The organism is Thalassolituus oleivorans MIL-1, from assembly GCF_000355675.1.
Lineage (GTDB): Bacteria > Pseudomonadota > Gammaproteobacteria > Pseudomonadales > Oceanobacteraceae > Thalassolituus > Thalassolituus oleivorans.
In genome coordinates this window covers 2847186-2861079 of sequence record NC_020888.1, presented here as the reverse complement: position 1 = coordinate 2861079, position 13894 = coordinate 2847186, and the positions used below count along the sequence as shown (strand labels likewise).

Here is a 13894-nt window from a genome sequence, read left to right as displayed (position 1 = left end):
GCAGAGCGAGGCTAGAAGATGAGCAAAGAAATTCTCCTGGTCGCGGAAGCGGTATCCAATGAGAAGGGCGTTTCAAAAGAAATTATTTTTGAAGCAATTGAATCGGCCCTGGCAGCGGCTGCCAAGAAGCGTTATGACGATGAAGACGCTACCATCCGCGTTGATATTGACCGTAAAACCGGCGATTACGAAACATTCCGTAGTTGGTTGGTGGTTAGTAATGATGTAGTTCCTGGATTGGGTGACGAACTAACCCTGCAGGAAGCACACGAAATTGATACAAATCTGCAACCTGGTGATACCTACGAAACTGTTGTGGATAATCCAGATTTCGGTCGTATTGCTGCCCAAGCGGCAAAGCAAATTATCGTACAAAAAGTACGTGAAGCTGAACGTGCGCAAATTGTTGAGCAATACCAACATCGCGAAGGCGAACTGATTCACGGCACCGTGAAAAAAGTAACACGCGATAACGTGATTGTTGATTTGGGTAATAATGCCGAAGGTTTACTACCGAAAGAGCATTTAATTGGTCGTGAAATTATGCGTATGGGCGATCGTGTTCGCACCATTTTGCATTCTGTTCGCCCAGAAAATCGTGGTCCGCAATTAATGTTGAGCCGCACTGTGCCGGCCATGTTAATTGAACTGTTCCGTATTGAAGTGCCTGAGATCGCTGAAGAAGTGATTGAAATTAAAGGTGCTGCTCGTGATCCAGGTTCACGTGCGAAAATCGCGGTTAAGTCAAACGACAAGCGCATTGATCCTGTCGGTGCTTGCGTTGGTATGCGCGGTGGTCGTGTGCAAGCGGTTACCAACGAACTTGGTGGTAATGAGCGTATTGATATTGTTCTTTGGGACGACAACCCAGCGCAGTTGGTTATCAATGCTATGGCACCGGCTGATGTTGCTTCCATCATTATGGATGAAGAAACGAACAGTATGGACGTCGCAGTGGCTGCCGATAACTTGGCGCAAGCGATCGGTCGTGGCGGTCAGAACGTACGTTTGGCATCCGAGCTGACTGGCTGGGAAATCAACGTCATGACCGAAGAACAAGCCTCTGAGAAACAAAACGAAGAAGCCTCTGGTTTCATCGATAACTTCATCAATGTGCTGGATTTGGATGAAGACTTCGCCACTTTGTTGGTTGAAGAAGGCTTCACCACTTTAGAAGAAATAGCATACGTACCAATGGAAGAAATGCTGTCCATTGACGGTTTAGATGAAGACGTTGTTACTGAACTGCGTAATCGCGCAAAAGACGTACTGCTGACTCAAGCAATTGCTTCTGAAGAGAAATTGGAATCTGCAGAGCCTGCAGAAGACCTTCTTACAATGGAAGGTATGGATAAGCATTTAGCGTTGGTACTTGCCAGTAAAGGCATTTGTACGATGGAAGATCTTGCCGAGCAATCCATCGATGACCTGCTGGATATTGAGGCGATGACTGAAGAACAGGCTGCGAAGCTGATCATGACAGCACGCGCGCCTTGGTTCGAAGGCAACGACTAATCACTCGCTCGGCATAGGAGATACGTATGGCTGAAGTAACGGTAAAAGAACTCGCCGACGTGGTAGGGACCAGCGCAGAGCGCTTGTTGTCCCAGATGAAAGAAGCGGGGTTGCCACAGACGGCTGAAAACCAACAGGTTTCAGACGAGCAGAAGCAGTCACTGTTGCTGTTTCTGAAAAAGAGCCACGGCGAAGAATCAGGTGAACCTAAAAAAATCACTTTGAAGCGTAAAGTAACGACCACGTTGAAAACGGGTCAGGGCGGCAAAAAGGCGGTCTCTATTGAGGTTCGCAAAAAGCGCACTTACGTGAAGCGTGATGAAGTCGATCCTGCTGTTGAAAAAGCACGCTTAGAAGAAGAAGCGCGTTTAGCGGCAGAAGCACAAGCAGCCGAGGCGGCGAAGGCCGCGGCATTAGCTGCCGAAAAAGCAGCTGAAGAAGCTAAAGTAGCGGCAGCGCCTGTCGTGGCTGATAAGCCGGCGGCGGCAGAGCCAGCGACGAAAGCATCAGAGCCTGTAGCGAAAGCGAAAGTTAAAGCCAAAGAAAAAGCACCTGCCCCTGAAACTGAAGATGCAGCGCAGAAACGTGCCGAAGCCGAACTTGCTCAACAGCGTTTGGAAGAGTCACGTAAGAAAGCGAAGGGCGGCGAAAAGAAACGTGTTGATGATAAGCCAGAAAGTCGTTTCAACGACGGTGGCAGCCAAGACAAGAATCGTCCGCGTCGTGCTAAAACTAAGCTTAAGAGCAATCGTAGTTCGTCTTCACGTCATAACCAAAATGCGAATAACGAGCACGCGTTTACGCGTCCTACCGCACCGGTTGTGAAAGAAGTTGAATTACCAGAAGCAATTACGGTTGGCGATCTGGCATCTAAGATGTCGGTTAAAGCTGGTGAAGTGATTAAGGTTCTGATGAAAATGGGCGTTATGGCGACCATCAACCAGACGCTTGATCAAGACACTGCAACCTTAGTGGTTGAAGAAATGGGTCACACCGTTTCTAAGTTAATTGCTGATAACGCATTAGAAGTAGCCGTAACTGAATCGGTTAATTACAGCGGTGATGAGTTACCTCGCGCTCCTGTCGTAACGGTAATGGGTCACGTTGACCATGGTAAAACATCTTTACTGGATTACATTCGTCGCACCCGTGTTGTACACGGCGAAGCGGGCGGTATTACCCAGCATATTGGTGCTTACCACGTTGAAACTGACCACGGTATGGTGTCGTTCTTGGATACTCCAGGACACGCGGCGTTTACCTCTATGCGTGCTCGTGGTGCTCAATCCACAGACGTTGTTATTCTTGTTGTTGCCGCCGATGACGGCGTGATGCCACAAACAGAAGAAGCCGTTCAGCACGCGAAAGCGGCTGGTGTGCCGATTGTGGTTGCGATCAACAAAATGGATAAAGAAAGCGCCGATCCAGAACGTGTTAAGAGCGAACTGGCTGGTCGCGATGTATTGCCAGAAGATTGGGGCGGTACAGTGCCATTCATACCAGTATCAGCGCATACCGGTATGGGCATCGATGAATTATTAGAAGCCGTTCTGCTGCAAGCTGAAATTCTAGAATTGAAAGCGCACTTCACCGGCCCTGGCCAAGGTGTTGTTGTTGAATCGCGTCTTGATAAAGGCCGCGGTCCAGTAGCGACTCTATTAGTACAGAACGGCATGCTGAAGAAAGGCGACATCGTTTTAGCGGGTACTTGCTATGGTCGCGCTCGTGCATTGTTGGACGAGAATGGCGAGCAAACTGCTGAAGCTGGCCCATCAATCCCTGTAGAAATTTTGGGCTTGAATGGTACGCCAGATGCGGGCGACAACTTTATGGTTGTTGAAAGCGAGAAGAAGGCACGTGAAGTGGCTGAATTCCGCGAATCTCGTATGAAAGAGATCGTTCAACAGCGCCAGCAGGCTGCTAAGTTGGATGCCTTGTTCAGTGGTATGGGTGCTGACAAAGTTGAAAACCTGAACGTGGTGCTGAAAGCAGACGTTCGTGGTTCGCTAGAAGCCTTGATTAGTTCCTTGCAGAAGTTAGGTACTAGTGAAGTTAAAGTGAATGTTGTTTCGTCTGGTGTCGGTGGTATCACTGAAACTGACGTAACCCTCGCGGTTGCTTCGAGTGCAGTGGTGTTTGGTTTCAACGTACGTGCTGATAATGCAGCTAAGCGTATCGTTGAAAACAGCGGCATTGATATGCGTTATTACAGCGTAATTTACGATCTGCTTGATGATGTTAAACAAGCCATGGCTGGTTTGTTGGCACCTGAGTTGCGTGAAGAAATTACCGGTATTGCGGAAGTACGTGATGTATTTAACTCACCTAAGTTCGGTCAGATTGCTGGCTGTATGGTGACGGATGGTACTATCTATCGTAATAAGAAAATCCGTGTTCTACGTGACAACGTAGTTGTGTATGAAGGCGAATTGGAATCGCTACGTCGTTATAAAGACGATGTACAAGAAGTACGCAACGGCATGGAATGTGGTATCGGCGTGAAGAACTACCAAGACGTTCGCCCTGGCGATCAGATCGAAGTGTTCGATGTGCGTGAAATCGCACGTACGCTATAACACTCGGTTGTTGTAAACCAAAGCCCGGCCATGCCGGGCTTTGGTGTCTCTGAATGACAGAGTTAAAGCTCTGCAAGGAAAACCAAAAATGCCAAAAGACTTCAGTCGTACCTCGCGTCTGGGTGAACAGATTCAACGCGAAGTAGCGCGTATGATTCAATTTGATATGAAAGATCCACGCCTTGGCTTGGTGACTTTAAACTATGTGAAAGTTGCAAAAGATCTAGGGTATGCCGATTTGTATTTCACGGTAATGGGTGCGCGTGGCGAATCAGATGCCGAAATTCGTACTCAAACCTCACGTATTTTAAATGATGCCGCCGGTTATTTGCGCAGCGAGCTAGCGCGTATTTTAACTACGCGTGTCACACCGCAATTACGCTTCCATTACGATGAAAGTATGGATCGTGGTCACCATTTAACGGGTCTGATTAAACGTGCAATGGCAGAAGATGCGCTGCATGAAAAAGACAGCGATAAAGATTAACGAAATACGTTTAGGATAGGCATGGGCAGAAATAGCTCTCGACGCAAAAAAGGCCGTGATATTAGCGGTATCATCGTGGTGAACAAACCTTATGGGGCGAGTTCAAACCACGTACTACAGCAAGTTAAAACTCTGTTCAACGCCAATAAAGCTGGTCATACGGGGGCACTTGATCCGTTAGCAACAGGGTTATTGCCCATCTGTTTAGGTGAGGCAACTAAGTTTTCGCAGCTGTTATTGGAATCCGATAAAGCGTACGACACGACCGCGACCTTAGGCGAAATCCGTAGCACCGGCGATGCTGAAGGCGAGGTGCTAAAACAAGCCCCAATTCCCGTGTTAGCTGAAGATGATATTGAAGAGATATTGACCAAATTCCGTGGCAATGTTGAACAAGTTCCTCCGATGTTTTCGGCACTCAAATTGGACGGTAAGCCGTTATATAAGCTGGCCCGTAAAGGCGTGATGAGTGATGAGGAAATGCGTGCCGTTGCTGAAAAGAAACGCCGCACGATTCAGATTAACTCCCTAGTCTTAAATGAGTTCGGCACGGATACGATTCAGCTATCGGTGCAGTGCTCAAAGGGTACTTATATACGCACCCTAGTTGAAGATATCGGTGAAGCTATTGGCTCTGGTGCATATGTGAGCCGCTTACATCGCACTCAATCTGGCCCCTATCATGCTGAGCAAATGGTGACGTTGGAAGAGTTAGAACGTATCGCTGAAGAAGGTGGCCAAGCCGCTTTAGATGCGTTACTTCTACCAGCTTACACAGCATTGCCAGAAAGTTGGCCGAAAATTGAACTAAATGAAGCCGATGCTACGAAAATCCTGCATGGACAAGCCGTCAGTACTGGCTTAAAGGACACGCCTTCAGTACAATTATGGGCCGTTGGATCTGGTGTTTCTGAATTGCTTGGCATTGGCCGCATCAAAAACAAAGGGATACGTCCGCAACGCTTGTTGCAGGAGCGAATTCCTAAACTAGACTGACCGCTGCCGTAGGCAGACTGCATACCACTGTTAATGTGCACGGTGGTGATGTAATAAAACGCACATTCTTAGGAGTTATGACAGATGGCATTATCTGCTGAAAAGAAAGCTGAAATCGTAAAAGAGTATCAAACTGCTGAAGGTGATACTGGTTCTCCAGAAGTTCAAGTTGCTTTGTTGACTTTCAACATCAACGGCCTGCAAGGTCACTTCAAAGACCACAAGAAAGATCACCACTCAAAGCGCGGTTTGATCCGCATGGTAAACCAACGTCGTAAGTTGTTGGATTACTTGAAAGGTAAAGATGCGAACCGTTACTTAGAGCTGATCAAGCGCCTAGGTCTGCGTCGCTAAGATGCCTTCAGCAAAAGCCCCTCGGGGCTTTTGTTGTTTCTGGCTAGTCACGACTCAACTATTTATTTAATCGCGTAGACTGTGGTGCCAACCCCACAAATGATTGTGGTGGTGCTTCTACCCATAATTTTTTCTTAGAAATTATGGGTAGAAGTACCGGCAGTAGCGCAAAGACTTTAATCCAAAGGAAGCCTTTATTAATGAGCAACAAACCTGTCGCAAACATTAAAACATTTGAATTCGGCGGTCAGACCGTCACGCTAGAAACTGGTCGTATCGCCCGTCAAGCAGATGGCGCAGTATTGGCAAGCATCGGTAAGACCCAAGTATTAGCTGCTGTTGTTGCAGCAAAATCGACCAAACCTGGTCAAGATTTTTTCCCTCTTTCTGTTCACTACCAAGAAAAAATGTACGCCGCTGGCCGTATTCCTGGTGGTTACCTCAAGCGTGAAGCGCGTCCATCAGAAAAAGAAACTCTGACTTCTCGTTTGATCGACCGTCCAATTCGTCCACTGTTCCCAGACGGTTTCATGAACGAAGTTCAGGTTATCCTGACTGTTATGGCCTCTGAAAAAGACGTTGATCCAGATATCTGTGCCATGATTGCTGCGTCTGCCGCACTGTCTATTTCTGGTGTACCTTTCAATGGTCCTATCGCTGGTGCGCGTGTTGGCTTCGTTGAAGATCAAGGCTACATGTTGAACCCAACATACAGCCAGCTAGAAGATTCATTGTTAGACATGGTTGTAGCCGGTACTAAAGACGCCGTATTGATGGTGGAATCTGAAGCCGACGAACTGACTGAAGACGAAATGCTAGGCGCAGTATTGTTCGCTCATAATGCATTCCAGCCTGCCATTACAGCGATTGCTGAGTGGACTGCTGAATTGAATGTACAGCGTTGGGATTGGACTGCAGAAGCTAAAAACATACCGTTGTATGACGCTGTTAAAGCGCAAACTGCTGCTGCAATCAGCGAAGCCTATACTATCTCTGACAAGATGGCGCGTTACGGCAAGCTAGATGAAATTAAGAAAGAAGCCGTTGCTAAATTAGCAGCAGCTGAAGGCGAAGAAGGTTTCTCTGCGGATGAAATCGCTGACATGATTGGCGAATTAAAGTACGAAATCGTACGTCAACGTAGCGTTGATGGTCACCCACGTATCGACGGTCGTGACAACGATACTGTTCGTGGTTTAACCATCGAGACCGGTGTTCTTAACACCACTCACGGTTCTGCTTTGTTCACTCGTGGTGAAACTCAAGCGATCGTTACGACGACTCTTGGCTCTTCACGTGATGCGCAGATGATCGACTTCTTGCATGGCACTAAGACAGATCCATTCTTGTTCCACTACAACTTCCCTTCTTACTCAGTGGGTGAGTGTGGTCGTATGAGCCCTCCGGGTCGTCGTGAAATTGGTCACGGTCGTTTGGCTCGTCGTGGTATTCAAGCCATGATGCCGTCACATGATGAGTTCCCGTACACCATTCGCGTGGTATCTGAGATCACTGAGTCGAACGGTTCGTCTTCAATGGCGTCTGTTTGTGGTGCATCTTTGGCGCTGATGGATGCTGGTGTTCCAATCAAAGCCCCTGTTGCTGGTATCGCTATGGGTCTGATCAAAGAAGGCGAGAAGTTCGCTGTTCTTACCGACATCTTGGGTGACGAAGATCACCTTGGTGATATGGACTTTAAAGTTGCCGGTACAGATGAAGGTATCACTGCATTGCAGATGGATATCAAGATTGAAGGTATCACTGAGCAGATTATGGAAATCGCTCTAGAAAAAGCAAAAGCTGCGCGTTTGACCATCCTTGAGCAAATGAATGCGGTTATTGCTGAGCCTCGCACAGAATTGTCTGCCAACGCACCGACGATGTCGGCAATGCGTGTACCATCAGACAAAATCCGTGACGTGATCGGTAAAGGTGGTGCGACTATTCGTGATATCACCGAGAAAACCGGTGCATCAGTTGATATCAGCGATGACGGCTCTATTAAAATCTTCGCAGCGGATAAAGCTAGCGCAGACGCCGCTATTGCTATGATCCAAGCGATCACGGCTGAAATCGAAGTCGGCGTTACTTACGAAGGTAAAGTAAGCAAGATCGTTGATTTCGGTGCTTTCATTACCGTACTTCCTGGCAAAGATGGTTTGCTGCACATCTCTCAGATCAGCGAAGATCGCGTAGAGAACGTGGCTGACTTCTTAACTGAAGGCCAAATGGTAAAAGTCCATGTAATGGACGTTGATCCAAAAGGTCGTGTTAAGTTGACCATGAAAGGTGTTGAACAATAAGTTTAACGCTGACATAAAAAAACCGCCCTAGTGGCGGTTTTTTTATGTCTACTTCATATGGCTGAGTGTTTTACGCTACGGCTTGGCCATTTAATGTTTGCTCAACCATGTGCTCAGTGGAGTTGAATGGGTTCGCTTGAATTTGTACAAGCTTACGATTGCCTTGCTCGCCGTTCATACGCCAGTGGCCAACACGAACATTGTCAATAAAGGCGACATCGCCTTTTTCCCATTCCATCAGCGTTGCGCGATTAAAGATGCTGGCAAAGAACTCGTATTGTTCTGCTTCTGTCCAATTGAGTGAGTCGCCTGCTTCGTTAGCTAAATCCCAAGTGAGATTCATGCTTTCAGCAACGTTATCTTTCTTGAAGTCGCCGCGGTTAGTAAATATTTCTTTTGCTGCAGCATGTACTTGGGTATTCGTGTTGCGCGCAAACGCCCAAGGTTGAACACAAATAGTTTCTGTATTGGGTATTTTACACGCGGCAGGGCAGGGCTTTGATGTCATCACAGCATAACCATCCGAGCGCAGCGTTACTTTTAACGGGCTTTGCTTTAATAGCTGGCGATCAAACCAATTTAATTTACGCGCGCTGACATAGGAAAATGTATTCCAGCCCTGACGAAATTTTTGCTTTAGTGGCTCTGACAAACTCTCATACACTGAAGCTAGATCGACCATGCCAGTTTCCGCTAAGTAGGGTGAAGGCTCGAAGCAGCACAGGGCAAGATAACGTGAGCGTTCGACTAAGCCACCGCCTTCAACATGTGGACCTTGAATCGTGTCCTGAACTGGCCCAAGTTGGACGGTTGCAGTGCCTAAATAACGACGGTAGTCGCCAGCACCAAGCAGTTTTTCGGAATATTTTCTCAACCAATTGGCAATGAATTTTGGCGTGCCTTTAGAATTAAAAGCATTCCATGCTTCGAATCCCATTCCTTGGGTTACTAAATTGTGAAAATCTTCATCGAGTAATTCTTTCGAAAAACCACGAAACAAGATGCCACCACGTTCAGTGATCTTTGCCTCAAAATACGCTTTGTGATTCTGTAAGATAGTTAATAGCTGATCTTTATAATCGGCGCTTTGTGGCGTAAATATGGTTAAAAACTCGTGACTATTGTCTTCTTTTACCAAGGATTGAAGTGGCAAGTCAGTAGAGCTCATATTGGTTTCCTATGGGTGATCATATTTTTATTAGTATTTTGGGTTCACTGCGACTGATCTTAGTCGCAAGTAAACTTACATGGGTAGAGTATTTCATCTACCCAAGTGTTCATTTTATTGCAGCTCTTCTTGCTGCAGTGTCGCGCGAATCATTGCACCGCGATTCCCCGCGACGCTATCAATAACGGTTAATGTCCATATCCCAGCAGATGCAGTGGCACTCGTCATACGATATACGGCGGTAGTACCGTTTTGCCCCATACGAGTTAAAGCCATCTGGGTATTATCAGGAGTTTGCGCAACCACAGATAACTCTGAGTGATTAGGATGATCAATGATGACCACTAACTCAATATTCTGACCGTCGTTATTAGTCGTAATATTAACGTTAGTCACGCCGTCAATGTTCCGTCTTGGCGTACTGCGAGCGTCGGCCAAAACAGTTACACCAGATGTTCTATAGCTTACCGTTTCCCATGTTTCGACTGGAGTGGTTCCACCCGAGACATAATTTACAGCGGCTTCTGCATCTACAATGCCTGCGCCACAACCAGAACAGGTGCCAGGAAATGCTCGTGCTGTTGCTTGTAGTGCATCTGTAATTTCTGTAACAGTTGCGTTCGGATTGGCTGAGCGCATCAGAGCGACAACACCAGCGACATGCGGAGTTGCCATCGAGGTGCCTTGATATTCAGCGTAAGTAGCGCCTGTGCTAGCGCGAGTGCCGCTATCAATGGTGCTTAAAATACCATAGTTGCCACTACCGCCGGGTGCGGCGATATCAACAATGTCACCGTAGTTTGAGTAACTTGCGCGAGCGCCGTCACGCCCCACCGCCGCGACTGTGATCACATTATTGCAGTTAGCTGGTGTGGAACCGCTGGCGTTCACATTTTCGTTACCTGCCGCAACGACGACGACCGCGCCTGCATTAACGGCCTCATTGACGGCATCTTGCATGTAGGTTGAACACGTACCTGCACCACCCAGACTCAGGTTGATCACGTCCGCTGGGTTATTGTTGGCTGTGGTGCCAGAAACGGCTGCACCGGATGCCCAAATAACAGCATCGGCGATATCGGAAAGATAACCACCACACGCACCTAAGGCACGTACGGGTACGAATTTAGCACCGGGAGCAACACCGCTAATACCGGTTGCATTATCGTTAATGGCGGCAGCGATGCCTGCGACATGAGACCCATGCCAAGAGGAATCGCTAGCATAACCACACATCCAGTAGGTCGAGTAATCACCTTCATCACGAGCATCATCATCGCGACCGTCACCATCACGAGCGGTATTCGCCGTGGATATCATGTCGTAACCGGGTAGGCGATTAGCGTCTAAATCTGGGTGATCAATGTAGCCTGTATCAACGACGGCAATAACGGCACCGCTGCCCGTTGTAATATCTTGTGCAGCCTGCGCATTGATCCCGGCAGCGTCTTCAAATAAAGCCCACTGCTGACTGTAATACGTGTCGTTTGGTACTAAGGAGGCGTATACGCGAATGTCATTTTCTACATAGTCAATGAACGGCAACTCTTGCAGACGAGTGATTAAATTATTTAATTTGGCATCGCCATCGGGGACATTGATTACCCAGCGTCGGGCATCAAGCATTTGGCGCTTAACCGTTAGGGTTGGAAAATCAGCTATCAGTCGATCAGCAAGTTGGCTTTCACCGTGTTTAGTGGTGATGATCAATTGACCAGCATTACTCGTGGCTGACAAGCCCGTAGCTGCGATTACGAGTGCTGCGCATAGCAGTTTACGTGAAGACTTCATTGTATTTTGCATTAAAACATCCCTATACGTAGAAAATAGACTATGAAGATTCAACATAAGCGCTGAATTTTCGGTGGTAATAACACGTGCTCTAAGCCTTTAAGTACATATTTATTGCGAGTCAATCAGGCCTGAAATAGCGTTTTGCGGACTGGTTCATCGTTTGTAATGTACGATTTTGTTTAGAATCTAAGCCATAGATTGTAATTCAGTATTCTAACGGAATAGGTGAATAGTTTGGCTGAAAAAGTAGGTGATTTGGCTTAGATTACATATTGGCCGCTCATGTCCTATGCTATAATCGGCAGAATGAAGCGGTTGGGACTATGATTGATAGGCACCGCTGCATTATTAGATATTACTTCCGTAAGAAGAGCGTAGTGGTTACGCAGTAGTGATGCCTCAGGGGATCGAGTACGACGCTAAATTTGACGCCCCGGCGGACAAGATAAAAACAATAAAAGGCGTTTATTATGTTTTCAATCCGCAACAGTCCTTTGCTTGTTGCATTATTGGTTTTTCCCGCTTTGTTAGTGTGGTTAGGCCAGTATTTATGGCAACAAACTACCCCCTCTTCCGACATGCTGCAGCTTCCGGCGACTTCAGCAGGGTCAACCATTGTTGGCGCCGAGGGGAGCGAGTCCTTTGATCCTTCCGATATTCCCAGTTGGAGTGGTGATGCTAGCGAGCGTAATTTAGCGAGCAGCGATAGCCGTTTAATTATTGATAAAGATTTTATTGTTGCTGGTGAATCGGTACAACTTCGATTACAAATCCCGCAGTTCCGTTTCCGTCGCAGTGAACCCGTTGCCGCCTTTTTGCAAATAAGCAGTGCTTCCCCTGATGCTATCGCTGCCATCCAAGATGTCTCCTTGCGCTTAACGACAGAGCAAGGCAATACGTTACGCGATATCACGCCGCCTTGGACACACGACACTACTCGTTTGCATGGCATGGTATCTGTGTTACCTGATGATTCTTGGCCGGATCGCTTACAAATCGTTGCTACTGTAATCACTGGCGGACAACAAGCGTTACGCCAAAAAGCAGATATCGAGCTGTTCAGTCCGGCGGCAACGATTACTGGCACCGAACCTGCGTATTTGAAGGATGATGAGTGGTTAATCCCTGTCACTTTGCTTGTGAATCAGCGCGGAGTGGTTAGTTTGTCGTCTAGCCTTACAGAGGAAACGGGAGCCTTAATTACGCACTTGAACAGTCGTGAGCATATGGCCGCATCAGGTACTATGCTGATTCACGTACGATCTTCCTTGATAACCCCTAGTCATCTGAAAACCAATTTGGTCTTGCGTGATCTACAGGTTCGTTTGATTCCTGATCGCCAGTCGGCGCCGTTAGGAATTGGTGATTCAGTGCAACCTTATTTCGTCTTAGCGCCATTCCAGCCTTGAGGTAACACGCCTTAAACTTGAGTGTCGACGAAGCGCCCGCGGCGAGATTCACTACCTTGGGCTGCTGTTTGCATAAAGGCATCGGTTGGAGAGCGACGACCATCATTGCTGCTGCGTTGTTGATATAGAGCTTCTAGTGTTTCATTGTCGGGCCGAGCTGGTAAATATTCTGCTTCGGCTGACGGTGCTTTCGGAGTGTTGCGATTACTGGGTTGCTCAATCGGACGCGAGCGATCCTCTGGGAGGATTCCAGAACGATTAATCGTAGAAGGGCTACTGAAGGGTAGCGAAATAATACTGTCGCTCATGCAATCACTATAGCTGGCTCTTATCAGGGCGCAAAGTGTCTCTACCTAAATGTTTTACTTGATATGCTAGCTTGGCAGGCGAATAACACCCTGAAGGTAGTGGTACGTTTGGCCGCTAATCAATACGCGTTCATCAATGACTTCTAGGCTAACTTCGCCGCCGCGTTTGGATAGCTGACGGGCTTTCAGTACATCGCTGTTTAAGCGCTCGGCCCAATACGGAGCTAAGGTACAATAAGAAGAGCCGGTAACAGGATCTTCATTCACTCCTTGGCGCGGCGCAAAGAATCGGCAGACAAAATCCAATGCTTCGTCATCTGCTGGCGCGGTCACCATCACGGCAAAGCTATCTATCTTGGCCAATAAGGCGAAGTCAGGAGCACAAGCGGCTACGGCAGCTTCATTCTCAAGTTGTACTAAAGTATCGCGCGAGGCACTTACGCTGATGATGGTTTGGCCTAGCGCTTGCTCTAGTAGATCAATAAGCGCTTGGTCGGTTACTAGGGTGGCGTCGCGTCGCGGAAAATCGAGTTCAAAAGTTGGTTCGACGTCATCAATCACATTAACCACTAGCTCTCCGGCTAAACAGCGGAAGGGGATTTGATCACGCTCATCACCTAAGGCCAGTGCAATCACATGTGCTGCTGCTAATGTCGCATGTCCACACAAGTCCACTTCCGTTGTCGGCGTAAACCAACGTATGTGATAGACATCGTCTTGATCCAGCACGAAGAACGCGGTTTCAGCCAAATTATTCTCGGCGGCAATGTCCTGCATAGCGGCGTCGCTTATCCATTCGCGCAGGGGCACAACTGCCGCAGGGTTGCCACTGAAGCGGTTCACGTCGGGAAGAATAAAGGCATCGACCTGATAGAGAGGTAAATCCATGTGCGACCATCCGATCGGCTAAGAAAGTAGGCCGCATGCTACCAGATTTAGCCGCTTAGGTACGTTTGAATAGGTACGTTTGAACGTCCTTATTGT

The 13894-nt window shown here is 47.7% G+C and carries 11 protein-coding genes; 7 read left to right on the top strand and 4 right to left on the bottom strand.

Annotated elements, in window-relative coordinates; genetic code table 11:
• Positions 1–18 precede the first annotated feature (18 nt).
• The 6 genes from nusA (at position 19) to pnp (ending at position 8231) form a co-directional block, all read left to right on the top strand.
• Positions 19–1515: a transcription termination factor NusA gene (gene nusA / locus TOL_RS13115; protein ID WP_015487830.1), complete on the top strand. Its 1497-nt coding sequence runs from the start codon at positions 19–21 to the stop codon at positions 1513–1515.
• 26 nt (positions 1516–1541) lie between these two features.
• The gene (gene infB, locus TOL_RS13110) at positions 1542–4091 is read left to right on the top strand and encodes a translation initiation factor IF-2 (protein ID WP_015487829.1); all 2550 of its coding nucleotides are present in this window, start codon (positions 1542–1544) and stop codon (positions 4089–4091) included.
• An 88-nt stretch (positions 4092–4179) separates the two neighbouring features.
• Positions 4180–4578: a 30S ribosome-binding factor RbfA gene (gene rbfA / locus TOL_RS13105; protein ID WP_015487828.1), complete on the top strand. Its 399-nt coding sequence runs from the start codon at positions 4180–4182 to the stop codon at positions 4576–4578.
• 21 nt (positions 4579–4599) lie between these two features.
• A complete protein-coding gene (gene truB / locus TOL_RS13100; protein ID WP_015487827.1) occupies positions 4600–5574 on the top strand; it encodes a tRNA pseudouridine(55) synthase TruB in 975 nt (324 codons plus the stop codon).
• Positions 5575–5658: 84 nt separating this feature from the next.
• Complete coding sequence (gene rpsO / locus TOL_RS13095) at positions 5659–5928, top strand: 30S ribosomal protein S15 (protein WP_015487826.1); 270 nt, start codon at positions 5659–5661, stop codon at positions 5926–5928.
• A gap of 200 nt (positions 5929–6128) precedes the next feature.
• A complete protein-coding gene (gene pnp, locus TOL_RS13090; protein WP_015487824.1) occupies positions 6129–8231 on the top strand; it encodes a polyribonucleotide nucleotidyltransferase in 2103 nt (700 codons plus the stop codon).
• Positions 8232–8301: 70 nt separating this feature from the next.
• Here the strand turns inward: pnp and TOL_RS13085 are convergent, their stop codons facing one another.
• Both TOL_RS13085 and TOL_RS18470 read right to left on the bottom strand, forming a co-directional pair.
• On the bottom strand, positions 8302–9399 hold the full coding sequence (locus TOL_RS13085; protein ID WP_015487823.1) for a TauD/TfdA family dioxygenase: 1098 nt from the start codon (positions 9397–9399) through the stop codon (positions 8302–8304).
• A gap of 114 nt (positions 9400–9513) precedes the next feature.
• Positions 9514–11202: a S8 family serine peptidase gene (locus TOL_RS18470; RefSeq protein ID WP_015487822.1), complete on the bottom strand. Its 1689-nt coding sequence runs from the start codon at positions 11200–11202 to the stop codon at positions 9514–9516.
• 461 nt (positions 11203–11663) lie between these two features.
• Here TOL_RS18470 and TOL_RS13075 point away from each other — a divergent pair, with 461 nt between their 5' ends.
• The gene (locus tag TOL_RS13075) at positions 11664–12602 is read left to right on the top strand and encodes a hypothetical protein (protein WP_015487821.1); all 939 of its coding nucleotides are present in this window, start codon (positions 11664–11666) and stop codon (positions 12600–12602) included.
• Between the two features lie 11 nt (positions 12603–12613).
• On the opposite strand, the gene TOL_RS13070 is transcribed toward TOL_RS13075, so the two are convergent.
• Complete coding sequence (locus tag TOL_RS13070; protein WP_015487820.1) at positions 12614–12910, bottom strand: hypothetical protein; 297 nt, start codon at positions 12908–12910, stop codon at positions 12614–12616.
• A 66-nt stretch (positions 12911–12976) separates the two neighbouring features.
• The gene (locus TOL_RS13065) at positions 12977–13798 is read right to left on the bottom strand and encodes a PhzF family phenazine biosynthesis protein (RefSeq protein WP_015487819.1); all 822 of its coding nucleotides are present in this window, start codon (positions 13796–13798) and stop codon (positions 12977–12979) included.
• Between the last annotated feature and the right edge of the window lie 96 nt (positions 13799–13894).